Annotated in this window: 20 protein-coding genes; 8 read left to right on the forward strand and 12 right to left on the reverse strand. The window is 75.7% G+C overall.

The annotated features are described in order from the left end of the window. The first annotated feature begins 326 nt into the window (after positions 1-326). Complete coding sequence (locus ACVWNX_RS25735) at positions 327-3,368, forward strand: bifunctional [glutamine synthetase] adenylyltransferase/[glutamine synthetase]-adenylyl-L-tyrosine phosphorylase (RefSeq protein WP_454410299.1); 3,042 nt, start codon at positions 327-329, stop codon at positions 3,366-3,368. A gap of 85 nt (positions 3,369-3,453) precedes the next feature. Here the strand turns inward: ACVWNX_RS25735 and ACVWNX_RS25740 are convergent, their stop codons facing one another. The 3 genes from ACVWNX_RS25740 to ACVWNX_RS25750 all read right to left on the reverse strand — a co-directional run bounded on the left by ACVWNX_RS25740 (position 3,454) and on the right by ACVWNX_RS25750 (position 4,947). Next, positions 3,454-3,624: a hypothetical protein gene (locus tag ACVWNX_RS25740; protein ID WP_454410301.1), complete on the reverse strand. Its 171-nt coding sequence runs from the start codon at positions 3,622-3,624 to the stop codon at positions 3,454-3,456. A gap of 161 nt (positions 3,625-3,785) precedes the next feature. After that, positions 3,786-4,277 (reverse strand): MarR family winged helix-turn-helix transcriptional regulator, encoded by a 492-nt coding sequence (locus ACVWNX_RS25745; RefSeq protein ID WP_454410303.1) that lies wholly within the window; start codon positions 4,275-4,277, stop codon positions 3,786-3,788. A gap of 64 nt (positions 4,278-4,341) precedes the next feature. Then, complete coding sequence (locus ACVWNX_RS25750) at positions 4,342-4,947, reverse strand: TetR/AcrR family transcriptional regulator (protein WP_454410305.1); 606 nt, start codon at positions 4,945-4,947, stop codon at positions 4,342-4,344. A gap of 160 nt (positions 4,948-5,107) precedes the next feature. Here ACVWNX_RS25750 and ACVWNX_RS25755 point away from each other — a divergent pair, with 160 nt between their 5' ends. After that, entirely contained in the window at positions 5,108-6,721 is a 1,614-nt protein-coding gene (locus tag ACVWNX_RS25755; RefSeq protein ID WP_454410307.1) for an amidohydrolase, read from the forward strand. Between the two features lie 148 nt (positions 6,722-6,869). Here ACVWNX_RS25755 and ACVWNX_RS25760 read toward each other — a convergent pair whose 3' ends face one another. Together ACVWNX_RS25760 and ACVWNX_RS25765 are read right to left on the reverse strand one after the other, a co-directional pair. Continuing rightward, positions 6,870-7,841: a phosphatase PAP2 family protein gene (locus ACVWNX_RS25760; RefSeq protein ID WP_454410309.1), complete on the reverse strand. Its 972-nt coding sequence runs from the start codon at positions 7,839-7,841 to the stop codon at positions 6,870-6,872. 185 nt (positions 7,842-8,026) lie between these two features. After that, entirely contained in the window at positions 8,027-9,205 is a 1,179-nt protein-coding gene (locus tag ACVWNX_RS25765; RefSeq protein WP_454410311.1) for a LacI family DNA-binding transcriptional regulator, read from the reverse strand. 231 nt (positions 9,206-9,436) lie between these two features. On the opposite strand from ACVWNX_RS25765, the gene ACVWNX_RS25770 reads away from it, so the two are divergent. From ACVWNX_RS25770 to ACVWNX_RS25780, 3 genes are all read left to right on the forward strand, one after another. Continuing rightward, positions 9,437-9,880 carry an RrF2 family transcriptional regulator gene (locus tag ACVWNX_RS25770; RefSeq protein ID WP_454410313.1) on the forward strand — a complete coding sequence of 148 codons (444 nt, stop codon included), beginning with the start codon at positions 9,437-9,439 and terminating at the stop codon, positions 9,878-9,880. A gap of 211 nt (positions 9,881-10,091) precedes the next feature. Then, a complete protein-coding gene (locus tag ACVWNX_RS25775) occupies positions 10,092-11,300 on the forward strand; it encodes a globin domain-containing protein (protein ID WP_454410315.1) in 1,209 nt (402 codons plus the stop codon). 199 nt (positions 11,301-11,499) lie between these two features. After that, the gene (locus ACVWNX_RS25780; RefSeq protein WP_454410317.1) at positions 11,500-13,260 is read left to right on the forward strand and encodes a glycoside hydrolase family 13 protein; all 1,761 of its coding nucleotides are present in this window, start codon (positions 11,500-11,502) and stop codon (positions 13,258-13,260) included. A gap of 94 nt (positions 13,261-13,354) precedes the next feature. Here the strand turns inward: ACVWNX_RS25780 and ACVWNX_RS25785 are convergent, their stop codons facing one another. Further along, a complete protein-coding gene (locus ACVWNX_RS25785; RefSeq protein WP_454410319.1) occupies positions 13,355-14,098 on the reverse strand; it encodes a TetR/AcrR family transcriptional regulator in 744 nt (247 codons plus the stop codon). A 245-nt stretch (positions 14,099-14,343) separates the two neighbouring features. Here ACVWNX_RS25785 and ACVWNX_RS25790 point away from each other — a divergent pair, with 245 nt between their 5' ends. Continuing rightward, on the forward strand, positions 14,344-14,889 hold the full coding sequence (locus ACVWNX_RS25790; RefSeq protein WP_454410321.1) for a hypothetical protein: 546 nt from the start codon (positions 14,344-14,346) through the stop codon (positions 14,887-14,889). Between the two features lie 79 nt (positions 14,890-14,968). Next, a complete protein-coding gene (locus ACVWNX_RS25795; protein WP_454410323.1) occupies positions 14,969-15,391 on the forward strand; it encodes a DUF6281 family protein in 423 nt (140 codons plus the stop codon). A gap of 285 nt (positions 15,392-15,676) precedes the next feature. Here the strand turns inward: ACVWNX_RS25795 and ACVWNX_RS25800 are convergent, their stop codons facing one another. The 6 genes from ACVWNX_RS25800 to ACVWNX_RS25825 all read right to left on the reverse strand — a co-directional run bounded on the left by ACVWNX_RS25800 (position 15,677) and on the right by ACVWNX_RS25825 (position 22,942). After that, on the reverse strand, positions 15,677-17,614 hold the full coding sequence (locus ACVWNX_RS25800; RefSeq protein WP_454410324.1) for a hypothetical protein: 1,938 nt from the start codon (positions 17,612-17,614) through the stop codon (positions 15,677-15,679). A gap of 74 nt (positions 17,615-17,688) precedes the next feature. Further along, positions 17,689-18,210 (reverse strand): tetratricopeptide repeat protein, encoded by a 522-nt coding sequence (locus tag ACVWNX_RS25805; protein ID WP_454414939.1) that lies wholly within the window; start codon positions 18,208-18,210, stop codon positions 17,689-17,691. A 564-nt stretch (positions 18,211-18,774) separates the two neighbouring features. Beyond that, complete coding sequence (locus tag ACVWNX_RS25810; RefSeq protein ID WP_454410326.1) at positions 18,775-19,788, reverse strand: NAD-dependent epimerase/dehydratase family protein; 1,014 nt, start codon at positions 19,786-19,788, stop codon at positions 18,775-18,777. A 114-nt stretch (positions 19,789-19,902) separates the two neighbouring features. Next, positions 19,903-20,577, reverse strand: coding sequence for a winged helix-turn-helix domain-containing protein (locus ACVWNX_RS25815; protein WP_454410328.1), 675 nt, complete (start codon positions 20,575-20,577; stop codon positions 19,903-19,905). A gap of 632 nt (positions 20,578-21,209) precedes the next feature. Beyond that, positions 21,210-22,241 (reverse strand): glutamine synthetase, encoded by a 1,032-nt coding sequence (glnII, locus tag ACVWNX_RS25820; protein WP_454410330.1) that lies wholly within the window; start codon positions 22,239-22,241, stop codon positions 21,210-21,212. A 155-nt stretch (positions 22,242-22,396) separates the two neighbouring features. Further along, positions 22,397-22,942, reverse strand: coding sequence for a MarR family winged helix-turn-helix transcriptional regulator (locus ACVWNX_RS25825; protein ID WP_454410332.1), 546 nt, complete (start codon positions 22,940-22,942; stop codon positions 22,397-22,399). 517 nt (positions 22,943-23,459) lie between these two features. Between ACVWNX_RS25825 and ACVWNX_RS25830 the strand changes: the two genes are divergently transcribed. Then, on the forward strand, positions 23,460-23,744 hold the full coding sequence (locus ACVWNX_RS25830) for a hypothetical protein (RefSeq protein WP_454410334.1): 285 nt from the start codon (positions 23,460-23,462) through the stop codon (positions 23,742-23,744). Positions 23,745-23,821: the final 77 nt, after the last annotated feature.

A 23,821-nucleotide genomic window follows, 5' to 3' on the forward strand; every position in this document is an offset into this window, starting at 1 on the left:
ACAGGGTAGACGGCGCCCCCGGGCGGAACTCATCGGTCACGACGTAGGCTCGGCGTGGCGGACGATCTCCGACCGGACGGAAACGACCGGCACCGGCACGCGCACCCGCACCGGCTCGGCACGGCTCGGGCCCGGTCCGGTCCCGGCACCGGACGGGGAACGGCGGCGCGGCAGGCGGCACGGGTCGGCACGAGCGGTACGGCCGCACGGTCGGCACGGTGGTACGGCGGCGCGGCCGACGGCGGTCGCCACGGCGGCCCGGCGGGCGCCGGGGCGGTACGGACGGGACAGCGGTGCGGTACGGACGGGAACAGGGGGACGCGGCGATGACGGTGTCGCGAGGACGCAGGAGCAGCACCTTCACCCAACTGCTGCGGCACGGCTTCACCGACCCCTCCGCCGCCGAGCGGCTGCTCGACGGCGAGGCGCTCGCCCCGGTGCGTGCCGACCCCGTGCTGCTGGACGCGCTGGGCCGGTCCGCCGACCCGGACCTGGCGCTGCGCGGCCTCGCCCGGCTGGTGGAGTCCCAGCCCGACGACCTGGGCCGCCGGGAACTGCTGGACACCCTGGTCACCGCCAAACCGCTGCGCGACCGGCTGCTGGGGGTGCTCGGCGCCTCCGAGGCGCTCGCCGACCACCTGGCCCGGCACCCCGGCGACTGGCGGGCCCTGGTCACCTACGAGCCACGGGACCTGAACCCGGGCGTCGAGGAGTTCGTACGCGGTCTCGCCGACGCCGACGACCCCGTGTCGCTGCGCGTCGCCTACCGCCGCTGTCTGCTGTCGATCGCCGCCCGCGACGTCTGCGGCACCACCAACGACGTCGCCCAGACCGCCGCCGAACTCGCCGACCTGGCGACCGCGACCCTGCGCGCCGCCCTCGCCATCGCCTCGGCGGCGGCCCCCGAGGACGCCGCCCGCTGCAGGCTCGCGGTCATCGCCATGGGCAAGACCGGCGGCCACGAACTGAACTACGTCTCCGACGTGGACGTCATCTTCGTCGCGGAGCCCGCCGCCACCCACGGCTCCCCGGGGAACGGCGCGGACCGCCCCGGCAACGGGAACGGCGACGAGACGGAGGCGCTGCGCGCCGCGACCCGGCTCGCCTCGCACCTGATGCGGATCTGCTCGGAGACCACCGTCGAGGGCGCCATCTGGCCGGTGGACGCCAACCTCCGCCCCGAGGGCCGCAACGGCCCCCTGGTGCGGACCCTGTCCAGCCATCTCGCCTACTACCAGCGCTGGGCGAAGACCTGGGAGTTCCAGGCGCTGCTGAAGGCCCGCCCGGTCGCCGGGGACGCGGAACTGGGCGACCGGTACGTGACGACGCTGGCCCCGCTGGTGTGGCAGGCGGCCGAGCGGGACAACTTCGTCGCGGACGTGCAGAAGATGCGACGGCGGGTGGTCGAGAACATCCCGGCGGGCGAGGTGGACCGGGAACTCAAACTCGGCCCCGGCGGACTGCGGGACGTCGAGTTCGCCGTCCAGCTGCTCCAGTTGGTGCACGGCCGGGCCGACACCTCGCTGCGCAGCGGCACCACCCTGGACGCCCTCGCCGCCCTCGCCCACGGCGGCTACGTGGGCCGGGTGGACGCCACGCAACTCGACGACGCCTACCGCTTCCTGCGCACCCTGGAGCACCGCATCCAGCTGTTCCGGCTGCGCCGCACCCATCTGGTCCCCGAGGACGAGGGCGATCTGCGGCGCATCGGCCGCTCGCTCGGCATGCGCACCGAACCCATCACCGAACTGGACCGGGCCTGGCGCCGTCACACCTCGGTGGTGCGACGGCTGCACGAGAAGCTGTTCTACCGTCCGCTGCTGGACGCCGTCGCCCAGCTCGCCCCCGGTGAGACCCGGCTGAGCACCGGGGCCGCCCGGGAACGGCTGGTCGCCCTCGGCTACGCCGACCCGGCCGCCGCGCTGCGCCACCTGGAGGCGCTGGCGTCCGGGGTGAGCCGCAAGGCGGCCATCCAGCGGACCCTGCTGCCGGTGCTGCTGGGCTGGTTCGCGGACTCCGCCGACCCGGACGCCGGACTCCTCAACTTCCGCAAGGTCTCCGACGCGCTCGGCAAGACCCCCTGGTACCTGCGGCTGCTGCGGGACGAGGGCGCCGCCGCCGAGAACCTGGCCCGGGTGCTGTCGGCCGGCCGGCTCGCCCCGGACCTGCTGATGCGGGCGCCCGAGGCGGTCGCCCTGCTCGGCGACCCCAGCGGGCTGCGGCCCCGTGGCCGGGGCCCGCTGGAACAGGAGATCCTCGCCGCGGTCGGCCGCGCGGACGGGGTGGAACAGGCGGTCGGCGCGGCCCGGGGGGTGCGCCGCCGTGAGCTGCTGCGCACCGCAGCCGCCGACATCGTCGCCTCCTACGGCACCGAGGAGGCGCCCGCCGTCGCCGACCAGGGCGCCCTGGTGGACCTGGTCGGCGCGGCGGTCTCGGACCTGACGGCGGCGACCCTGGCGGGGACGCTGCGCGCGGTGGTCCGCGAGGGCTGGGGCGATGAACTGCCCACCCGGTTCGCGGTCATCGGCATGGGCCGCTTCGGCGGCAACGAGCTGTCCTACGGCTCCGACGCCGATGTGCTGTTCGTCCACGAGCCCCGCGAGGGGGTGGACGACCAGACGGCGGCGAAGGCGGCGAACACCGTGGTCGCGGAGGTGCGGCGGCTGCTCCAGATCCCCAGTGCCGATCCGCCGCTGCTGGTCGACGCGGATCTGCGGCCGGAGGGCCGCAACGGTCCGCTGGTGCGCACCCTCGGCTCGTACGCGGCGTACTACCGCCGGTGGTCGCTGGTGTGGGAGTCGCAGGCCCTGCTGCGGGCGGAGCCGGTCGCCGGGGACGCCGAACTGGGCCGCCGGTTCGTGGAACTGATCGATCCGCTGCGGTACCCGGCGGAGGGCATCGGCCCGGACGCGGTGCGGGAGATCCGGCGGCTGAAGGCGCGGATGGAGTCCGAGCGGCTGCCCCGGGGCGCCGATCCCACCCTCCACACCAAGCTGGGCCGGGGCGGGCTGTCGGACGTGGAGTGGACCGTCCAACTGCTCCAACTGCGCCACGGCTGGGCCGAACCGGGCCTCAGGACCACCCGCACCCGCCCGGCGCTGGCCGCCGCCACCGCCGCCGGACTGCTGTCCGCCGAGGACGCGGCGGTCCTGGACGAGGCGTGGGTACTGGCCTCCCGGGTGCGCAACGCGGTGATGCTGGTCCGGGGCCGGGCGGGCGACACCTTCCCCGCCGCCGGACGCGAACTCGCCGCCGTCGGGCGCTACCTGGGCTACGGACCGGGCCAGGTCGGCGAGATGCTGGACGCGTACCGCCGGGTGACCCGCCGCGCCCGCGCGGTCGTGGACGAGGTCTTCTACGGTTCCTGACCCCCGGACCCCGGCCCGGTGGACCGGCGTGCCGGGAGCCCGCCCGTACGGTCGGCGGCGGGCCCCCGGGAGCCGTGCTCGGCTGTCAGCCGAAGAGGTCGGTGACCGAACCGAAGGCGTCGGTGACCGAGCTGGCGGCGTCCGTGGCCGCCTCGGTGGCCCCCTCGACGGCCTCCGTGGCCGTGTCGGTGACGGCCTCGGTGGCCGCGTCCGTGGCGTCGCCGATCGCTCCGCTGATGAAGTCCTCGAAGGGCACAGTGAACTCCTGTGAGTCGGTGGACGGAACGGCCGGAGACCGCTCCGGGGCGGAGCCGAAGATCCGTACCCTCCGTGATCGTCGCAGAGTGAACTCGTCCGCGCAAAGGTTCGGTTGTCGGCGGAGCGGGTGCGCGGAGCCGTGTGCCGCCCGGACGGCGTCTACGGGTTCCCGGCGCCCTCGACGTTGGAGAGCATCCTGCGCAGCACCTTGAGCGCGGCCACGTACTCCCCGTCGTCGATGCCGTCGTGGACCTCGGCGCGGAGCCCGGTCACCAGTTCGCGCAGCCGTGCCCGGGCGGCCCCTCCCTCGTCGGTGAGGTGCAGCCGGTCTCCGGCGTCGGTCCGCAGCCAGCCGCGATGGAGCAACTGGGCGACGGCGCGCGGGATCTCGTGCGGCCCGTCGGCGAGGGGCAGCAGCTCGGCGGATATCTCCTCGCGACTCGGCGCCGTGGACCGGTACATGACGTCGTTGAGCACCCAGTACTGCGGCTGTGTGACGTCGACCACGGCCATGGCGTCCCGCAGCCGCCGGGTGACGGCCGCGTGCACCCGACCGCTCCAGTAACCGATGGGCTGGCTGGCCAGCGCGTCGTCGTCGGCGGCGGGATCGGCCGGAGCCTGGTCGGTGGGGGTGTCCGTGGGGGAGTCCATGATCACGACGTTACCTCTGTACTCCTTGCCTCCCGGCCCGCCCGGCAGGATCCGTAGGAGACGGCTAGGGCCTCAGCAAGGCCGCCGCCCGCGCGACGAACCCGGTCAGCGCCAGTTCGAAGGCGCGGTCGGCGCGGCCGGGGCCCATCGCGGCGAGGGCGTGGGCCAGACGTGGGGTGACCGTCCGGTCGGGGAGTTCCCACATGCTCTCGGGGGCGGCGAGGTCCAGCGCCGAGCCCAGCACCAGGTTCTCCAGGGCGGTGACGACGGGCATCACGTCCGCCGGGTCGAACCCGGCGTCCAGCAGCCGGGCGACCGCCCGTTCGTACTGGTCGAGGACCCGGGGCGCCCGCACCGGCGAGGTGGTCAGCAGGGGGATGGCCCGGGGGTGCGCGGCGAACGCGGCGCGGTAGGAGCGGGCCCAGCCGGTCAGCGCCCGGTCCCAGGGGCCGGTGTCGAGCATCGTGGAGTCGATGGCCTCGCAGACCCGCTCCCGCAGGAGTTCCACGATCCCGTCGCGGCCGTCGACGTGGTGGTAGACGGACGCGGTCCGCACCCCCAGCCGGGCGGCGATCCTCGGCACGCTGAAGTCGCCCTCCCCGTCGACGAGTTCCAGCGCGGCCGTGGTGATCCGCTCCCGGTCGAGCAGCGGGGTGCGGGGCCGTCCCATGCGTGTGGCCTTCCGTCGTGGAGGTGGCGGGGCGGGTGGGGGATCCGGGGTGTCTTCCCGGATCCGTCGGGCACAGGTTACCGTGGCAAAACCGAAAGGCTTTAGGTTTGTGTGAGGGCCGTGCGTCCACGGTGCCCGCCGCCCGCGAGAAGGAGCGCCCATGCCGGACCCCGCCGCCCCCGCCCAGGACTCCGTCCCGCCCGCCCCGGCCTCCGGGGCGGACCTCGTCCTCACCGGGGCCCGGGTCCGCACCCTCGACCCCGCCCGGCCCACGGCCACCGCCGTCGCCGTCCGGGGCGGACGGATCGCCGCGGTCGGCGACGAGGGCGACGTCCGCGACTGGCGGAGCGCCCGGACCGAGGTCGTCGACCTCGCCGGGGCGACCCTCGTCCCGGGCCTCACCGACGCCCACAGCCACCCCGTGTGGGGGCTGGAGCTGGCCACCGGCGTCGACCTCGGCGGGGTCACCGACCCCGCCGGACTGCGCGCCGCCCTCCGGTCCGCCGACCGGATCGACGGCTGGGTCCTCGGCTGGGGACTGGACCACAACGCGTTCGGCGCCGCCGCCCCGCACCGCGCGCTGATCGAGGACGCCCTGGACGGCGCCCCCGCCCTGCTGCGGCTGTACGACGGGCACTCGGCGCTGGCCAGCGGGGCGGCCCTGGCCGCCGCCGGGGTCACCGGGCCCCGGGAGTTCGCCCAGCGCGCCGAGGTCGTCCTCGACGCGGACGGTCCCACCGGGCATCTGATCGAACAGGCCGCCATGGACCTGATCGCCCCCGTGCTGCCCCGGCTCCCGTACGCCGGGCGGCGGGCCCGGCTGCTGGAGCTGCTGACCGCCATGGCCGCCACCGGGCTGACCGGCGCCCACGTCATGGACCTCGGCGACCCGGAGCTGCTGGCCGCCGTGGCCGAGGAGGACGAGCTGCCGTTGCGGCTGCGGCTCGCGCCCTGGTGTATGCCGGGCGCCGACCGGGACGCCCTCGACGGGCTGATCGCCCTCCAGGAACGGCGGGGCCGGGGCTGGCGGGTCGGCGGGGTCAAGTTCTTCATGGACGGCACCGTCGAGGGCGGCACCGCCTGGCTCGACCACCCGGACTGCCACGGCCAGGGCACCGAGGCGCTGTGGCCCGACCCCGGCGCCTACGCGGAGGCCGTGCGCTACCTGCACGCGGCCGGGGTCCGCACCGCCACCCACGCCATCGGGGACGCGGCCGTGCGGCACGTGCTGGACACCGTCGCCTCGCTGGGGCCCGGCGGCCGGGGACGGCACCGGATCGAGCACATCGAGACGGTCCCCGACGACGTCCTCCCGCGCTTCGCCGGGCTGGGCGTCAGCGCCTCGATGCAGCCGCCGCACGGCGCGTACACCCGGGCCGACCACAGTGACGCCTGGTCGCGGCGGCTCGGCGCGGAACGGGCCGGGCGGGCCTGGCGGGTGCGGGACCTGCGGGACGCGGGGGCCGTGGTCGCGCTCGGTTCGGACTGGCCGATCGCGTCCTTCGACGCCCGGTCGGTGCTGGCCACCGCCCGGGTCCCGCGCGGGGCGGCGTCTTCCCGCGCCGGGCTCACCGGGCTGATGGCCCTGGAGGGGCTCACCTCGCACGCCGCGCTCGCCGCCGGGGAGGGGGAGGTGGCCGGACGGATCGCCCCCGGCTACCGGGCGGACCTCACCGCCTTCGGTCCGGACCCGGTCCTGGCCCCGGCCGACGAGGTCGCCACGGCGGAGGTCGGGCTCACCGTCGTCGCGGGCCGGATCGTCCACCGGGGCTGACCCCCGGACGCGCGAGCGGGCCGGGGCGCGTGCCCCGGCCCGCTCGCGTACGGTCCAGCGGTTCAGGTGGTTCCGGAGGCCCTGGTGGTTCCGGGACCTCCGCTCGTGCGGTGGGCGCCCGGTCCAGCCGGTGCGGCCCGCCGCCCGTTCAGCCGGAGCTGCCCGCCCCCTTCGACGGGGCCGACGGGACCGACGGGACCGGCTGATCCGTCGGCACCGGCGCGTCGGCCGGGACCTTCCGGTCCGACGGGACCAGCCGCGGCAGCCGGGAGGGCCAGTCGCCGTACCAGGCGCGGGCGACCCCGTAGCCGAAGGCGAGGCAGATCATCCCGCCGACCGCGTCCAGCCAGAAGTGGTTGGCGGTGGCGACGATCACGACCAGGGTGAGCACCGGGTACAGCAGCCCCAGCACCCGCACCCACGGCACCTTGGCCAGGAAGTAGAGGGTGAGCCCGGACCACAGGGACCAGCCGATGTGCATCGACGGCATCGCCGCGTACTGGTTCGACATGTTCTTCAGGTCCCCGGAGGCCATCGACCCCCAGGTGTTGTGGACCAGGACCGTGTCGATGAAGCCGCCGCCGGTCAGCAGCCGGGGCGGGGCCAGCGGATACAGGTAGTAGCCGAGCAGCGCCACCCCGGTGGTCGCGAACAGCACGGTGCGGGTCGCCGCGTACCGGCCCGGATGGCGCCGGAACAGCCAGACGAGCACGCCGAGCGTCACGATGAAGTGCAGCGTGGCGTAGTAGTAGTTCATCCCCACGACGAGCCAGGTCACCGAGTCCACGGCGTGGTTGACGGCCTTCTCGAAGGCCAGCCCCATGCTCCGCTCGACGTCCCAGATCCAGTGGGCGTTCCGCATCGCCTGCGCCTTCTGCTCGGGCACGGCGTTGCGGATCAGCGAATACGTCCAGTAGCTGATGGCGATCAGCAGGATCTCGAACCACAGCCGGGGCCTGCGCGGCGCCCTGAGCTGGGCCTTCAGCCCGCGCGGAGCGGTCCGCGAAGCGGCTCCCACCTGGTCGTCCACGGGTGTGGAACCGTCGGGGGGAGCAGCGTCTGGCCCCCCGCTGGCGGCCTGCTGCCGGCCTTCCAGTCGTGTCACGGTCGTCTCACCCATGGGGGAAGAGTCTGCCAGATGGTGACGCATGTCCGATCATCCCCCGGGTGGGTCCGTCCCGCACCTGATCCCCCTCGCGTACCGGGCCCCCTCCTCCTCGCGCACGACTCGTGTGACGACTCGCGTGACGGCTCGCGCACGACCGGGCGGCGCCCGGATGCCGGAGGGGGCTCCCGTCGGTTTCCTCAGGGGGAGACGGCGCCGGACCGCGGCCGGTTGCGGCCCGGCGCCGATCCGGTGGACCCCCGGACGATCAGCTCGGGCAGGAAGACGAACTCCCCGGGCGGCGCGGGCGTCCCGCCGATCTCCTCCAGCAGGGCCCGTACGGCGGCCCGCCCCATCGCGGCCACCGGCTTGCGGACGGTGGTGAGCGGGGGATCGGTGAACGCCATCAGCGGGGAGTCGTCGTAGCCGACGACGGAGACGTCCGCCGGGACCTCCAGACCCCGGCTCCGGACCGCGCGCACCGCCCCCAGCGCCATCATGTCGCTGGCGCACACCAGCCCGGTGCACCCCTGGTCGAGCAGGACCCCGGCCGCCGACTGCCCGCCCTCCACGCTGAACAGCGAGTGCGCGACCAGCCGCCCGGTGATCTCCTCCTCGGGGAGTCCGAGCTGCTCGCGCACCGCCCGGACGAAGCCCTCGACCTTGCGGCGCACGGGGACGAACCGCGACGGCCCGAGCGCCAGCCCGACCCGGGTGTGCCCCAGCGAGACCAGATGGGTGACGGCCAGCCGCGCGGCGGCCCGGTCGTCGGGGGAGACGAACGGGGCCCGCACCCCCGGGGCGAACCCGTCGACCAGGACGAACGGCACGCCCCGGGCCCGCAGCCGGGCGTAGCGGCCGGGGTCGGCGGTGGTGTCGGAGTGCTGTCCGGAGACGTAGACGATCCCGCGCACCCCCCGGCCCACCAGCAGTTCGGTCAGCTCGTCCTCGGAGGAGCCGCCCGGGCTCTGGGTGGCGAGCACGGGGGTGTGGCCCTGCTGGGTCAGGGCCTGGCCGATCGCCTGGGCGAGCGCCGGGAAGACCGGGTTGTCCAGCTCCGGGATGATCAGCCCGACCAGTCCGGAGCCGGGCGTCCGCAGCCGCGCGGGCCGCTCGTAGCCCAGCCCGTCGAGCGCGTCCAGCGCGGCGAGCACCGACCGGCGGGTGGCCGCCGCGACCCCGGGCCTGCCGTTGAGGACCCGGCTGACGGTCGCCTCGCTGACCCCCGCCCGCGCCGCGATGTCGGTGAGCCGCGCGGGCCCCGGCGCGGGCGCCGCCCCGGGAACGGCGCCCGGTGGAAGGTCCGGCCCGGGCCCCGGACCGGCGGGGGAAGCGGGTCCGGGATCGGTGACGGGGTGTGCCGTGGGCTGCTGGCTCATCGGGCTCCCTCGGTTGCGGGCCGGGCTTGACGGGCCGCGCTCCGGCCGCACGGGCGCCGGTGCCGGCGCGGCCGGTCGCGCGCGCCCAAGGTATACGGCCGGTCACCGGCGGTACGGGGCGCGGTACGGGCAGACCCCGGCGGTCCGCCGGAGGGACCTCCGGCGGACCGTCCGACGAACGGGCCGGGAGTCAAATGAGAAGCTGAAATGCCTATTTGATACCGTCAGGGCATGCGGCTGACGAAGTTCACCGACCTGGCGCTCCGCGCCGTGATGGCCCTGGCGGCCCCGGCGGGCGGCGATCCGCTCACCACCCGCGAGGTGGCCGACGCGGTGAACGTCCCGTACACCCACATGGCGAAGGCCGTCGCCCGGCTCCAGCACCTCGGCGTGGTCGAGGCGCGCCGCGGGCGGGGCGGGGGGCTCGCGCTCACCGAGGCCGGCCGGTACGCCTCGGTCGGCCAGCTCGTCCGTGATCTGGAGGGGGAGGAGGAGGTGGTCGCCTGCGAGGGCGACACCCCGTGCCCGCTGCGCGGAGCCTGTCGGCTGCGCCGCGCCCTGCGTGACGCCCAGAACGCGTTCTACGCCGCGCTCGACCCGCTGACCGTCGAGGACCTCGCGGCCCCGCCCGCCGGTCCGGTCCTCATGGGACTCGTCGGCCGCCCTTCCGGCTGACGACCCTTCCCTCCCGCCCCCGCCCGGCGCCCCCCTGCCCTGCCCGGAGCCCTCCGGGGCTCCTCCGGGGGTCCCTCCGGCGCGCCCCGCTCCGCCACCGCTCCACCCCCGCACCGGCCATCGAACAGGCCACCTTCCGCCGTCAAATATGAAGATCATTTACCACTAATACCCGTAGCTCATGACGAGCCCGTCCCCTCAGGAGGCCCCCGTGCTGTCCACCCGCTCCGCCCCCGTCGTCCGCGCCACCCTGCCGGTCGTCGGCGCCGCGATCGACCGGATCACCGACCGCTTCTACCGGGAGCTGTTCGCCGAACGCCCCGAACTGCTGCGGGACCTCTTCAACCGGGGCAACCAGGCCAACGGCACCCAGCGCCGGGCCCTCGCCGGGGCGGTCGCCGCCTTCGCCGGAACGCTCCTCGACCGGCCCGGCGAACGCCCGGACGCCCTGCTCGCGCGGATCGCCCACAAGCACGCCTCGCTCGGCGTCACCCCCGACCAGTACGAGCTGGTCCACCGCCACCTCTTCGCGGCGATGACGGGGGTCCTCGGCGAGGACACCGTCACCGCCGAGGTGGCCGCCGCCTGGGACGAGGTCTACTGGCTGATGGCCCACGCCCTCATCGCCCTGGAGGCCCGGCTGTACGACGAGGCCGGGGTCGTCCAGGGGAACGGCTGGCGACCGATGACGATCACCGGACGCCGTGACGAGGCGCCGGACGTCGTCTCGTTCACGCTGTGTCCCGCCGACGGAACCCCCGCGCCCCCCTTCCGGCCCGGCCAGTACGTCAGCGTCCGGGTCCAACTGCCCGACGGCGCACGGCAGATACGCCAGTACAGCCTCTCCGCCGCCCCCGGCTCCCCGCACTGGCGCATCACCGTCAAGCGGGTGACCGGTACGGACCGGACCCCCGACGGCGAGGTCTCCGCCCGGCTCCACGCGCACGCCCGCCCCGGTGACCGGCTCACCGTCTCCGCGCCCTTCGGGGACCTGGTCCCGGCCCCCGGTGACGGCCCGCTGCTCCTCGCCTCCGCCGGGATCGGCTGCACCCCGATGCTCTCCGTCCTCGGGTGGCTGGCCGACACCGGCGCCACCCGCCCGGTCACCGTCGTCCACGCCGACCGGACCCCCGGCGCCCACGCCCACCGCGCCGAACTGCTCGCCCTGGCCGGCCGGCTGCCCGGCGCGACCCTGCGCCTCTGGTACGAGGACCTCGCCGGACACCGCCCCGCGCCGGGGGTCCGGCCCGGCCGGGCCGACGCCGGAGCCCTGGACCTGCCCGCCGGTCTCACCGCCTACCTCTGCGGACCGGTCCCGTTCCTGCGGTCCTTCCGCGACGGCCTGCTCCGCCGTGGCGTCCCCGCCCGCGCCGTCCACTACGAGGTGTTCGGTCCCGACCTGTGGTCCGGCGGCGCGTGACGCCCCGGCGGCGCACCGGCGCCGCATGACGCCCCGTCGGCGTCCCGCCCGCGCACCGGCGCCGGGCGGGACACCGGCCCGCGCGGGCATGGGTGACGAAATTCTTGCGCATGCTTTCCGCAAGGACTTGCAACCGGGTCCGCGCCGACCCGGCGCCGGGGAATCCCGGGAACCGACGAACAGGGGAACCGCGCACACCATGAGCCCACACCCCGCCGACCGCCCCGGCCCCCGTCCCCCCGACGGCCCCGCCCCCGGCCACCCGAGGCCCCCCGGCCCCCCGCCGTCCGCGGGTGCCGCTGCCGCCGACCGTTCCGCCGACCGTCCCGGCTGGTGGACCGAGGCCGTGATCTACCAGGTCTACCCCCGCAGCTTCGCCGACTCCGACGGCGACGGCATGGGCGACCTGGAAGGCGTCCGCTCCCGGCTGCCCCATCTGCGAGACCTCGGGGTCGACGCGGTGTGGCTCAGCCCCTTCTACGCCTCCCCGCAGGCCGACGCGGGCTACGACGTCTCCGACTACCGCGCGGTGGACCCGGTGTTCGGCACCCTCGCCGACGCCGACGCCCTGGTCCGGGACGCCCATGCGCTCGGGCTGCGGATCATCGTGGACCTGGTCCCCAACCACTCCTCCGACCAGCACGAGTGGTTCCGTCGCGCCCTCGACGGGGGCCCCGGCTCCCGGGCCCGCGAGCGGTACCACTTCCGCCCCGGGCGCGGCCCCGGCGGAGCCTTCCCGCCCAACGACTGGGAGTCGGTGTTCGGCGGCCCCGCCTGGACCCGGGTCACCGAACCCGACGGCCGCCCCGGCGACTGGTACCTGCACCTGTTCGCCCCCGAGCAGCCCGACTTCGACTGGGACCACCCGGCCGTCGCCGACGAGTTCCGCTCCGTCCTGCGGTTCTGGCTCGACCGGGGCGTGGACGGCTTCCGGGTGGACGTCGCCCACGGTCTGGTGAAGGCCCCCGGACTGCCGGACGTCGGCACCCGCGAGGGAGGACGGCTCCTCGACGGCGGCGAACGGCCGTTCTTCGACCAGGACGGGGTGCACGAGGTGTACCGCACCTGGCGCGCCGTCCTGGAGGAGTACGCGGGGGACCGCATCCTGGTCGCCGAGGCGTGGACCCCGACCGTGGAGCGCACCGCCCGCTACGTCCGCCCCGACGAACTGCACCAGGCGTTCAACTTCTCCTACCTCACCACCGCGTGGGACGGGCCCGCGCTGCGGGCCGTCATCGACCGCTCCCTCGACGCCATGCGGGCCGTCGGCGCCCCGACCACCTGGGTGCTCTCCAACCACGACGTCACCCGGCACGCCACCCGGTTCGCCAACCCGCCCGGACTCGGCACCCAACTGCGCACCCCGGGCGACCGGGAGACGGGACTGCGCCGGGCCCGCGCCGCGACCCTGCTGATGCTGGCGCTGCCCGGCTCCGCCTACGTCTACCAGGGCGAGGAACTCGGACTGCCGGACGTGGTGGACCTGCCCGACGAGGCCCGCCAGGACCCGTCCTTCTTCCGCGCCGACGGACAGGACGGCTTCCGCGACGGCTGCCGCGTCCCGATCCCCTGGACCGAGGACGGCCCTTCGTACGGCTTCGGCCCCGGCGGCTCCTGGCTGCCGCAGCCCGACGGCTGGGGCGCGTTGAGCGTCCGGGCGCAGACCGGCGTCGAGGGCTCCACCCTGGAGCTGTACCGGGCGGCCCTCGCGGCCCGCCGGGCGCACCCCGCGCTCGGCGCGGGCGACCGGGTCCACTGGCTCGACGCCCCGGACGGGGTGCTCGCCTTCCGCCGCGAGGCCGGTGGCCGGACCCTCGTCTGCGCCGCCAACACCACGGACACCGCCGTGCGCTGGACCGCCCCGGGCACCGTCCTGCTGTCCAGCGGCCCGCCGTCCGCCGAGGGCGTCCTGCCCGCCGACACCACCGTCTGGTGGACCACGGAGACCGCCGCCCCCTGACCCCGCCCGCCACGCCCCGGGCGCCTCCGGCCGACCGGCCGCCCGGGGCCCACCGACCGCCACGGACCCACGGACCCTCGTGTCCGTGGACGGTTCAGACCGCCGCCGCGCGGGCCGCCGGAACCCGTACCGGGAGCGCCAGCCGCTCCACCAGGTCCCGCAGCGGCCCGTCGGCGGGCTCCTCCGCGAGGACCCGGGCCAGTACGCCCGCCGTCCGCTCGTCGTACGCGGAACTGACGACGAGCAGCGCCGCCAGGTCCCGCACCAACTGCGACTCCAGCTCCCGGCGCGGGATCTGCCGCCGGTCCAGCCAGAGCAGGGCCGTCGACTCCACCAGCGAGACCCAGGACCGCACCACGAGTTCCAGCCGGGGCGGCGGATCGCTCACCCGCAGCTCGCGCAGGACGTGCTCGTACGCGGCCCGCCGCACCGAGTCGACGAGGGCGTTGGTCGCCGGGACGGCGTCCAGCCCGCCCGGCCCGCCCGTGGTGACGGCGGGCCCGCCGCGCATCAGGGCGGAGAAGCCCGGCCCGTGTTCGTCCACGAAGTCGAAGAACCGGCCCATCACCCGCAGCAGCCGCTCCCCGGGGGAGCCCTCGCACGGCTCCCGGAACCGGCCCGCGAGGTCCTCGGCCGCCCGGGTCAGCGCCGCCTCGTAGAGGCTCAGCTTCCCGGGGAAGTAGTGGTAGACCAGCGGTCTGGATATCCCGGCCGCGGCGGCTATCTCGTCGATCGAGACCTCGTCGGGCGAACGACGGCTGAACAGGTCGAGAGCGACCCCGATCAGCTGCTGCCGCCGTTCCTCGACACCCATCCTGCGGCGCACCCCGGTCGTCATGGGGGACACCATAACCGCAGCCGGACGGCCCGCCCGGCCCCCCGGAAGGACCGTTACCGGAACCTCAGGTACCGCTCCCGGACCGGCCGTTCCGACTTTCTCGACCGACCGGTCCGCACGCCCGCGCCCCGCGTGATGGAGTACTCCCAGCCCATTGACGCGCTGTCCAATTCCCCCACGACACAAGGCACTTCACCCCCCATCTCACCGGTAATCCCGCCGACGACCCGGAGCACGAAGACGCCATGACCACCTTCCCCCCGCATCTGCGCCGGGCGGCCGCCGAAGCCGTCGGCCGCCTCCCCCACGCCCTGCGCCCGGAGATCTACGTCGTCTCCTTCCGCATCGGAAGACACGAGGACGACCCCCGCCGCCCGTACCTCACGGTCGGCTGCAACACCGAGAGCCGCTACCACGAGCGGCTGCGCCACCACGGCGCGGACGAGGCCCGCTGGAACCCCGCCCACTGGCTGCCCGGCGGCGAACGCGTCGGCGGCGCCCCCGAGGACCCGGCCGGGGCCGCCGCGTTCCGCGCCGAGGCGATACGGCTCGGATTCTGGTACGAGGACGGCGACGACCTCACCGACGACGAGGAGGACGACTGCGCGGAGGCCCTGTACGGGCTGTTCGCCGACGCCTGCGAGCGGGCCGCCGAGGCCCTGTCGGCGCACGGGATGGTGGCGGCCGCCCTCGGCCGGGCCGCCCCGGTCGTCGTCCACGACCCCTCCCTCGGTACCTGGGACCCGCCCCGCCGCCCGGACCCGCACCCCCTCACCCCGCACCACCCCTGAACGAACCGGACGCCTCCCGCGTCCAAGGACCGGGCGCCGTACAGCGGACGGCGCCCGGTACCGATCGAGGAGGACGTCGATGAAGAGGACCGCACGCTCCGGAGCCGCGCTGCTGGTGGCGGGCGCGCTGCTGTCGCTCACCGCCTGCGGGGACGAGGTCGACGACCTCGCCGTGACGGGAACGGGCGAGGTGGCGGCGGCCTGCGTCTTCCAGGCCGAGTACCGGGGCCGGACTTACCAGGACGCGGGCCTGGACGACCGTACCGGGAAGGCGCGTCCGGCGATCGGGCGGAAGCTCGGGGACGCGGTCCTCCCGCCCTGCCACGACACCGGGCGGGACAACGGGGAGGAGGCCACCGTCGAGAACGCCTACGCGATCGAGGGCGTACGGCCCGAGGACGCCATCGCGGTCGGCACCGGCCCCGACGACGCCGTGCTCGTCACCACCGCCCGCAACGGCGGACTCCCGCCCGCACTCCGGAAGCTGCTCGACGGGAAGTGACGGGAAGTGACGGGAAGAGAGGGGAGGGAGGGGAGGGAGGGGAGGGAGGGGAGGGGCGAGGGGGGGGAGACAGGACCGGCTGGCGGCGGGCCCTGGCCCTTGGCGGCAGCCCCGGACCCCGTCTCCGCGCGGCGCGGCCCCGTCACGCGGCCGGGCGCGACAGTTTGCCGGGCCCGTCACGCCGCCGGGCCCGACAGTCCGACGGGCCGACACGCCGCCGGGCCCCGCCTCGACACGAGGCGGGGCCCGGCGGACTCCGCCCCGGTGCGGGGCGGGGCCCGGGTCTCAGTGCAGCGCGTCCACGACCGCGCCGCCCGAGGTCCGGCCGCGCAGCACCGCCTGCGCGCCCTGCTCGGCGGGCACCGCCAGGAACCGGCCCCGGGCCCGCTCGGTGACGTCCCCGGTGGTGGAGACCTCCGTGACCTCCGCGCTCCCGGCGGCCAGCAGGTGCCAGGTGCCGGACGCCGACTTCCACAGCGCCCCGGCCAGCACCCGGGGCTGCCGGGCACCGCACGCGGGCGAGCCCGCCGCCTGCGCCGCGACCGCCGCGACCGGCTTGCCCGGGGCGAGGACCTGGGCGAGCACCCGGGCGTCACCGCCCCGCCAGGTCTCCCCCCGCAGACACAGCCAACGGGCGTCCCCGGCCCCGCCCGGCAGCGGCTGACGCGCGTACGCCCACGAGTTGACCGACCGCACCCCCTGGCCCTGGAGCATCGCCAGCGAACACGCGGTGCTCGCCCACTCGGCCAGCGCCTCCTTGCCGGTGGCGTCCCGGGCCGCGTCCGGCGCCCCGGCCGTCAGCCGGGCGGGCGTCAGTTCGCCCAGGTCCGTCAGCAGCCGGGTCGCGCCCCCGGCCTCGGTCACCTGGAGGGCGCCCCACGAGCCGCACACCCCGGTCTTGGCGTCGGGGCGGCCGGGGCCCGGCAACGGATCGGTGACCCCGTCCGGCCCGGTGCGCAACGGCAGCGGCTCGGCCCCCGGCGCGCGCAGGTTCCGGGCCGCCGCGCCCGTCACCCAGGGCGCCGTCAGATAGCGGACGTTGCCGTCGGCGCGGCCCACCACCAGCGCGGCGGCCCCGGCCCGTTCCGTCCCGTCCACCCGGGCCAGGTCGAGGGCGGCGATCTCGGTGCCCTCCACCGGCTCCGCGTACCGGACGATCCGCAGCCCGTCGTAGAGCAGGACCACCCGGGCCCCGTCCGTCTCGCCCGCGTACAGCAGCTGCGCGGGGCCGGGGGCCGCCCCGGCGGCGGTGCCCGGGGTCGCGGAGACCCGCACCTTCCCGCCGGGCCGGGCCCACACCGCGAGCGCCCGCCGCAGCAGCGCGCGGTCACCGGTCAGCGCGCCCCGGGCGGGCCACACCGAGAAGTCGGTCCGGGGGGAGACGCGCCACGCGGTGGCCTCGGCGCTGGTCAGCTGCTCGGGGTCGAGCGCCGCCTGACCGGCCGGGTTGCGGGCGTACGGCGGGGCCGCCGCCCCGTCCGGGCCCCAACCGTCGCCGGGGGCCCCGAGCAGCGCCCCGCACACCACCGTCGCGGCCAGCGCCACCCCCGCCGCCCGCAGGTGCTGACGACGCCGCAGCAGATCGGTGGGACGGGCCTGGAGCGCGCACGGGTCGAACTCCGGCGACTCCAGCGCCGCGTACGGACCGCCGGCCTCGTCGGACTCCGCCAGCGCGTCCTCGGGATCGACCGCCCCCGCCTCCGCGAGCAGGTCCACTACCTCGTCGTCGGAGAGCCGCTCCAGACCGCGCAGCGCGTGGGCGGCGCGTCCCTCGGCGGACATCCCGGACAGCCTTCGCGCGAGGGCGAGTTCCTCGGCGCCGCCGGAGCGGGGGAGCAGCCGCAGCCCCCGGACCAGGGGCAGCGCGGGCCGGGGGCGGCGGGGCCGCAGCCGCCCGGCGGGCCGCGCGGCGGTCAGCGCGGAGCGCAGCACCCGCAGCCGGACCAGCGCGTACCCGGGGTCGGCGGCGCGGGGGTCGTCGGAGCGCCGGGCCGCCACCACGCCCGCCTCCCGCCCGGCGGCCCGCGCGCGCGGCAGCGCCCGCTGGACCAGTCCGTGCGCGGTGAGCACCCGCCGCTCCCGGGGCAGTGAGGGCGGCAGCACCAGATAGGCGAGCCGGGTCAGCCGGGCGTAGTGCTCGACGAGCGCGGCCTCGGCCCGTTCGTCGGGGGCGGCCGGGCCGGTCGGGTGGTCGGGGCGCGTGGCGACATCCTGTGACTGCACGACCAGCGCAACGAACGAACCGGACGGAGGTCACCGGGGCGCCCCGGACGGAGCACCCCCGCGGGTCCGCCCGGTCAGGAGCCGGAAGGGGCGTTCAGCCGCCGCGCGTAGTGGCCCAACGACCGCTGATAGCGGGGGAGATGGGGAGCGAGCGCACCGAGCACCAGGGCCAGCGCCTCCCGTTCCTTTCCGGTGTCCGCCAGACAGAGCGCCAGGAACGCCCGTACCGCGTCTTCCAACTCGTCTTGTTCCGAGTCCAGTTCGGGAGTGAGCAGGACCACGCCCTCCTCGGGGCGGCCCAGGTTCCGCAGCGAACTCGCCAGCTGGATCTTGGCCCGGCGACGGCGTCCGCCCGCCACTCCGCGCTCCAGCGCGATCCGGTACAGGGGGACCGCGCGCGCCGGATGGCCGGTGGAGTCGAAGGCTCCCGCCCGCTCGAACGCGGCGACCGCGCTGTCGGCCGGGAGTTCCGCCGCCAGCGCGTCGATCAGCGCCCGGAACTCGGGCGCGGGCAGGGTGTCGTACCGGGCCCAGGCGGCCGCCAGCCGCTGTTCCCAGGCGAGGCCCGGTTCTCCGTCGCCGGTCACGGCCCCGATCGTCCGCCCCGCCCCCGGTGTGCCCGGTCCGCCTCGCGTCTGACCCACCGTGCTTCCGCCGCCACTCCCGTTCCCGCGCATGCCTCCCCTTCCGTCCGCCACGCGCCCACCTTCGCACACTTGTACCCCACAGATAGCGTGCCTCCGGCTGTGATCAGCCATTTTCCCGCCCCCGACCCCTCCCTGAACACTCCCTGGACACGGTGATGTTGAACGAAGGACGACTCGGGGTCGCGGGAAGCGTACGGGACGCGCGGGACGTGCGGGCCGAGGCCCGTGCGGAGTTCCGCACCGGGGTCCGCACGTGGTCCTGGACAGGGGTCCGGACCACGCACGGCCGGGGGCCGCGCATCAGCCGGGCGGCGGTGGCCGGCCGGGGTCCGGACCGGCCCGGACCAGGCCGGCCGGGGGCGGCGAGTCGGCCGGGTGGCGGTGGTCGGCCGGGGCGCGGACCGGGGTGGGGGCTCCGGGCGTGGGCACCGGACGGGAGCGGAGGCCGGGAGCGGAGGCCGGGACCGGAGGGTGGCGGTGGCGGCCGGCCGGGCGGGCGGCCGCCACCGGTGGTCAGTGTCCAGCGCCGGTCTCGGCGGCCTCCCGCAGCACCCGGGCCTCGGTCTCCGGGTCCAGCCGGGGCGAGACGCGGTCCGACCGCTGCGGCGCCCGGCCGCCCAGGGAGGTCAGCCACGCCCAGGTGTCCTCGACCGTCTCGGTCAGCGACCGGCAGACCAGCCCGGCGGCGAGCGCCCGGGACACGTCCGGGCCGTGCAGCGCGTCGTGCATCTCCGAGTCGGGCGGGGTCCACACCGGCAGTTCGGTCCAGGGCTCCACCCCGGCCCGCCGGATGGTCTCCGGGTCGGTCCACCGCAGCCGCGCGTCGGAACCCGTGACGGCCGCGCAGGCGTCGAGGAGTTCGCCCATGGTGGCGATTCCGGCGGGTCCCACGACGTTGTACGGTCCGTTCAGCCCGGCGGCGGTCGCGTCCAGGGCGAACGCGGCCAGGTCGCGGACGTCCACGTAACGGATCGGCAGGTCCCGGGGTCCCGGCGCCAGGACGTCACCGCCGCGCGCTATCCGGTTCAGCCACCAGGGCAGCCGCCGGATGTTCTCGTAGGGGCCGAGGATCAGTCCGGCCCGCAGCGACAGGCTGCGCTCCGGGCCGAAGGCGGCCTCGGCGGCCAGTTCCGCGCCGCGTTTGTCCTCGGCGTAGGCCGTGGCGTCCGCGTCCGGGTCGCCCGCCACGACGGGGTGGCCCTCGTCGTACCCGGCCGGGGGCGGCCAGGCGTACACCGACGCGCTCGACACGTAGGTGTGGTGCCCGACCCGGTCGGCGAGGAGCGCGGCGGTGTCCCGGACGGCGCGCGGCGCGGCCGACCAGGTGTCGATCACCGCGTCCCAGACCCCGTCGGAGAGCGCGGCCAGCCCTCCGGGCGCGGTGCGGTCCCCGGTCAGCGCGGTGACGCCGTCCGGCGCGGGATGTCGTCCCCGGTTGAAGGTGGTGACGGACCATCCCCGTCGCACCGCCTCCTCGGCGACGGCCCGTCCCACGAACTCGCTTCCTCCCAGCAGCAACAGTTTCATGGTCGGAACCCTGCCCGGCGCGCGGCGCCGGGGGAACACCGTTCAGCCCAGGGAGGAGACGTTCCTCCGAGAGCGCAACGCGCCGGGGGGAAGGGCGGGTTGGTCAGGGACGGGTCACTCGGCGGTCGGCGGGACGTACTTGTAGCCGACCCGGCGCACGGTCTGGATGGCCTGGCGGTGCTCGGCGCCCAGCTTGCGGCGCAGCCGGGCCACGTGCACGTCCACGGTGCGGCCGTCGCCGACGTGTCCGTACCCCCAGACGGTGGTGACCAGCTGGTCGCGGGTGTGCACCCGGCCGGGGTGGGCCACCAGATGCGCCAGCAGTTCGAATTCCAGATAGGTCAGGTCGAGGTCCCGGCCGCGGACCTGGGCGGTCCGGCGCACCGGGTCCACTTGGACCAGGCCGTCGCCCTCGACGGCACCCGGGGCGGACGGCGCCTGGGGGACGGGCAGCAGCCGCTGCTGGTCGGCGGGGACCAGCACCAGGTAGCCGATCATCGGCGGCTGGCCGGGCAGGGTCGGCAGGGTGTGCTGGGGGGCGGGCAGCCAGGTGGCGCCCGGCGGGAGGAAGTCGGTGACGTCCACGACCTCGTCCCGGTCCACGGCGCGCAGCCCGCGGCGGGCGGGGGAGCCGGTGGCGCCGGGGCGGCCGCCGAGGGGCTTGCCGTAGGCGGGGGCGGTGGCCGTGGAGGTGGCGGGGTAGCCGGGGGCCGGGGAGTAGGAGGGGCCCTGGGGGTAGGGGGCACCCGGACGGGAGGTGTTCGCCGGGAAGGAACGGGTGTTCGCCATGAGGGGTCAGCTCTTTCGCGCGAGATGCCGTCGTGGGAGTCGAGCGCGGCGGGTCTGTGGACCCGCCCCGTCGGGACGTACGTCGTGCGCGCTGGCCGAAGGCCGGGGTGAACGGCTTTAGAGGGCCCGCGCGTTCCGTGCGCGGCGACACACCCGATCGAAGTCGTGGTGCTGTCGGGACGGCCAGAAGGGCTCCAGGGTGTACACGTCGGGGTGTCCCGTCGCTGCGTTCCGGTGGCTGGCCATGCCGTCATTGAACCAGAAGCGTCCGTCCGTCAGGAATCTCCTCTCACTCCGTGGACGCGTCGTTCTCCTGGGGAAGTCCGGTTGCTCCTAACTGACCTGCGGATACATGCCGTTGAGGGGCGCGTCACACTGGTTGGTGTACGCGACATCGTCCCAACAGGTGGACAGTGCGGCTCCGGAGGGGAGGAACGACCGGTACCGGAACGTCCGGTCCGGTCGGTGGGCGGCGCGGGCCGGACGGAGCGGGGCGGCGGAGGGGTGGACCGAGCGACCGAGCGGGCGAGCGGGCGACGGCTCGGGGCGGGGAACGCCGGTGGGCCGGGGAAACGCCGGTGGGGCGCCCGCCGGTCTCGGCGGGCGCCCCACGGGAGGAGGGAGCGGCGGGATCAGACCTGTCCGGCCTTCTCCAGCGCGGCGCAGCAGGTGTCCACGATCAGACGCGTCACGACGTACGGGTCCACGTTGGCGTTCGGGCGGCGGTCCTCGATGTACCCCTTGCCCTCCTGCTCGACCTGCCACGGGATGCGCACCGAGGCGCCCCGGTCGGAGACCCCGTACGAGTACTCGTTCCAGGGGGCGGTCTCGTGCAGACCGGTCAGCCGGTCGTCGATGCCCGCGCCGTAGTTCTTGACGTGGTCCATCGGCTTGGAGCCCTCGCCCAGCGACTCGCAGGCGGTGATGATCGCGTCGTAGCCCTCGCGCATCGCCCGGGTGGAGAAGTTGGTGTGCGCGCCCGCGCCGTTCCAGTCGCCCTTGACCGGCTTCGGGTCCAGGGTCGCGGACACCTCGAAGTCCTCCGCCGTGCGGTACAGCAGCCAGCGGGCCACCCAGAGCTGGTCGGAGACCTCCAGCGGGGCCAGCGGACCGACCTGGAACTCCCACTGCCCGGGCATCACCTCGGCGTTGATGCCGGAGATGCCGAGACCCGCGACGAGGCAGTTCTCCAGGTGCGCCTCCACGATCGGACGGCCGTGGATCTCGTCCACGCCCACGCCGCAGTAGTAACCGCCCTGCGGAGCCGGGAAGCCCCGCTCGGGGAAGCCCAGCGGGCGGTCGCCCTCGAAGAACGTGTACTCCTGCTCGATGCCGAAGACCGACTCCTGGTCCGCGAACCGCTCCGCGACCTCGGCGAGCGCCGCCCGGGTGTTGGAGGAGTGCGGGGTCAGGTCGGTGTTCAGCACCTCGCACAGCACCAGGACGTCGTCCCCGCCGCGGATCGGGTCCGGACAGACGAAGACCGGCTTGAGGACGCGGTCGGACGCGTGGCCCTCGGCCTGGTTGGTGCTCGACCCGTCGAAGCCCCACAGCGGCAGCCCGTCCAGCCCGGCGGGGGCGCCCGGCATGATCTTCGTCTTGGAACGGAGCTTGGCCGTCGGCTCGGTGCCGTCGATCCAGATGTACTCGGCCTTGAACGTCACGGGACACATCCTTAGGGGCGTCTCAGCTACGCGGTCTGTGCGGGAACCGCGGGTCCTGCGGGGGCGCGCCCCGGCGGGGCGGTGCCGGGTACGACAGTGCCAAGACGCGATTTCCCGGCCGTTGCCCGAATGTGAACCCCGTGTTACCCGGTGGGCTACCGGCCCGGCGACCGCCTCGGCAGCGGCCGGGTGGCCCGTCCCCGCCGGGGGCGCGGCACCGGCACGGTCCCTGGACCGGGGTCGGCGCACTCCGCGCGGGCCGCCTCCAGCACCGTGCTCAGGAACTCCCGCACCGCGTCGAGCTGCCGTTCGTCGTACTCCTTCAACAGCTCCGCCGACCGGTCGAGCAGCGGGGCGTGCACGGCTCTGGCGAGGGTGACGGCCCGCCGCTCCAGGGCGATGAGCACCCGGCGCCGGTCGTGCGGGTCCGGGACCCGCCGGACGTGTCCCGCCCGCTCCAGCCGGTCCACCAGGGCGGTCGTCCCGGCGGAGTTGAGGCCGAGCCGGGACCCGAGCAGCCCGGCGGTCACCGGGGTGCCCGCCCCCCGGGCGTCCAGCAGCCAGGCGAGGGCCCGGACGTCCGTGGGGTGCAGCCCGTGCCGGTGGGCGAACCGGGTGTGCAGGGCGGCGAGTCCGGCGGCCGCCTCCCGGAGCAGTCCCAGCGCGTCCCGGCCGCTGTCCTGGGGGCTGTGTACGTCCATGCCGTCCTCCGGTGGTGTGGGGGCCCGGGGGTGCCCCGGGAGCCGGACCGGCCGGACGTGCGGCCCGTGGTGACAGGTACGCGTCCGGTGGGGGCGTTTCTCAACGCGCCCGGGCAAAAACGGGGTAACGAAGCCCACACCCCGGCGCGGACGGGACCGGAGGGGCGGGGAGGGGAGGGGGGTGGTGAGGGGCGGACACCGGGGGCGAGGGGCGGCGCGGGTGGTTCGGGGGCCGGGTGGGCGGGGCACCTGTGGAGGGGGCGCGGTGAGGTGCTCCGGGGGTGGGCGGGGGGCGGTGGCGCGGGCCGTGGCGAAGGCCGTACCGCCCTCGGTGCCGAGGACCGCGGCGAGGATCGCGCCGAGGGCCGTGCCGGGGTCGGTGACGGGGCGTTCCGGGGTGCCGTCCGGAGTCGTCAAATAGCGCCTGGCCAGGGGCGATTGTCAGTGGGGGGCGGTAAAATGGAGACAGTTCGAGGGGGTTCGCGAGGAGCCCCCGACGACGAACAGGAGGACGCCCGTGCCCGTTGCCGCACCCGCGCAACAGTCCCTGCCGATCGACGTCCCGTACACCCCCGAGAGGAAGCGGCCGCTGCCCGCCGGACGGCCCCGTGAGTGGTACGTCACCCACAACCGCAGGCTCAAGGCGATGCGGCTCGCCATCGCCCTGCTCGACGCGGGGGTCTATCTGCCGAACCAGGCGCAGAACCGCACCATCCGCTCCACCGCCGCCCAGGTCGGCATCCACCCGCCGTCGGACGTCACCTGCCACATGGTCCGGGCGTTCATGCGCTACAGCCGTTAGGGCCGTCGGGGCGGCCGAGCCGTCGGAATCCGGCGGCGCGCCGCCGTCACCGGGCGGTCGTCGTGGCGGTGGCCGTC

The sequence above is a fragment of the Streptomyces sp. JNUCC 64 genome (genome assembly GCF_054484115.1).

Bases quoted from the DNA above. Each gene is read 5' to 3' on its own strand.
- ACVWNX_RS25755 (WP_454410307.1), top strand. From the start codon at position 5,108: ATGCCGGACCCCGCCGCCCCCGCCCAGGACTCCGTCCCGCCCGCCCCG.
- ACVWNX_RS25735 (WP_454410299.1), top strand. From the start codon at position 327: ATGACGGTGTCGCGAGGACGCAGGAGCAGCACCTTCACCCAACTGCTG.
- ACVWNX_RS25745 (WP_454410303.1), bottom strand. From the start codon at position 4,277: ATGGACTCCCCCACGGACACCCCCACCGACCAGGCTCCGGCCGATCCC.
- ACVWNX_RS25790 (WP_454410321.1), top strand. From the start codon at position 14,344: ATGACCACCTTCCCCCCGCATCTGCGCCGGGCGGCCGCCGAAGCCGTC.
- ACVWNX_RS25785 (WP_454410319.1), bottom strand. From the start codon at position 14,098: ATGACGACCGGGGTGCGCCGCAGGATGGGTGTCGAGGAACGGCGGCAG.
- ACVWNX_RS25780 (WP_454410317.1), top strand. From the start codon at position 11,500: ATGAGCCCACACCCCGCCGACCGCCCCGGCCCCCGTCCCCCCGACGGC.
- ACVWNX_RS25825 (WP_454410332.1), bottom strand. From the start codon at position 22,942: ATGGACGTACACAGCCCCCAGGACAGCGGCCGGGACGCGCTGGGACTG.
- ACVWNX_RS25815 (WP_454410328.1), bottom strand. From the start codon at position 20,577: ATGGCGAACACCCGTTCCTTCCCGGCGAACACCTCCCGTCCGGGTGCC.
- ACVWNX_RS25765 (WP_454410311.1), bottom strand. From the start codon at position 9,205: ATGAGCCAGCAGCCCACGGCACACCCCGTCACCGATCCCGGACCCGCT.
- ACVWNX_RS25760 (WP_454410309.1), bottom strand. From the start codon at position 7,841: ATGGGTGAGACGACCGTGACACGACTGGAAGGCCGGCAGCAGGCCGCC.
- ACVWNX_RS25795 (WP_454410323.1), top strand. From the start codon at position 14,969: ATGAAGAGGACCGCACGCTCCGGAGCCGCGCTGCTGGTGGCGGGCGCG.
- ACVWNX_RS25750 (WP_454410305.1), bottom strand. From the start codon at position 4,947: ATGGGACGGCCCCGCACCCCGCTGCTCGACCGGGAGCGGATCACCACG.
- ACVWNX_RS25770 (WP_454410313.1), top strand. From the start codon at position 9,437: ATGCGGCTGACGAAGTTCACCGACCTGGCGCTCCGCGCCGTGATGGCC.
- ACVWNX_RS25810 (WP_454410326.1), bottom strand. From the start codon at position 19,788: ATGAAACTGTTGCTGCTGGGAGGAAGCGAGTTCGTGGGACGGGCCGTC.